The organism is Lentzea sp. NPDC005914 (assembly GCF_040629405.1).
Taxonomy (GTDB): Bacteria; Actinomycetota; Actinomycetes; order Mycobacteriales; family Pseudonocardiaceae; genus Lentzea.
Genome location: NZ_JBEXVQ010000106.1, coordinates 1 through 1020 on the forward strand (window position 1 = coordinate 1; position 1020 = coordinate 1020).

The window sequence follows — 1020 nt, forward strand, 5'->3', positions numbered from 1 at the left end:
ATACATGCTTCTGGGGTCGTAGCGGATCTGGGTTCCTAGGAAGTCGGCCCATTGGACGAGCTCGCCCCGTGCCTGCCTGCGACGCTTGAGGACGTGGATCTCCGGGGTGAGTCGCGGCTCGTGGTTCTCGGGGCGGAGCCGCCAGCTGAGGGGTGGCAGGTCTGCCGACAGCAGGCTGATCATCACGGTCAGCGCTTGGAGCTGAGCGGTGACGACGGGATCCGGCGAACGGGCGTGGGACTTCGGCACATTCGTCTTCTTGGCGGTGCCTTCACGCGCTGAGCCCCTGCACGACAGCTGCACGCCGCGGTAGACCCCTTTGATGAGGTAATCCTCGTGGTACGGCCTAACGAGAATTGCAGGTGGCGAGTGTTCTTCATCAGAGCCTTGGCTCTGCCAGTACGGGCGTGGGGACTCAACTGTCAGCTGCATCCCCAAAAGTTCGGCGCACTGCACCATCACGATGTAGGTCTCGTGGTCGCTGAGGCCGGCGAGCGGAGAACCCATCACGCAGCCGGGCGCGTCGGCGACATACCACACCATTGCGGGAAGCCCGGTCTCGAAGAGCTCGATCAGCACCTCGGCCACGTGCGACTGCTCGTCCAAGATCGCCGCTCTGCCCATGACGAGGAGTTTCACCGAACCTGCCCCGCAGAACAAGACGGCTGAGCCGCAGCAGAGGCGGAAGCGGTGCCGGGCGGCGGCCTGCGGGTAGCGGCTGAGGTTGCACGGGTGACCGCACCGTAGGCGTCCACGATGCCGTGACCGTAGAAGCCGTTGAACTTCGAGTCACCTTCACAGGTGGCGTCCAACTCCAGCGTGCGACCCACCCCGGACACCGAGGACGAGTGGGCGATCGTGCTGGACCGCTACAACACGGTCCTCGACGACGCAGGTGTACATCAGCCGGATCCCGTGGGAGTGCGGCCGCATCGACACACTGCTGCGCGCCGTCGCCGACGACGACGCCACCGCAGGAGTGCTGATCACCGATGCCGGTCTGCAACGGATCTACCACCC

1 protein-coding gene is annotated in these 1020 nt (G+C 65.1%); it reads right to left on the bottom strand.

The features are described 5' to 3' along the window. On the bottom strand, positions 1-588 hold a 588-nt coding region (locus tag ABZ345_RS47475; RefSeq protein WP_359862371.1), incomplete at its 3' end, for a hypothetical protein. Positions 589-1020 lie beyond the last annotated feature (432 nt).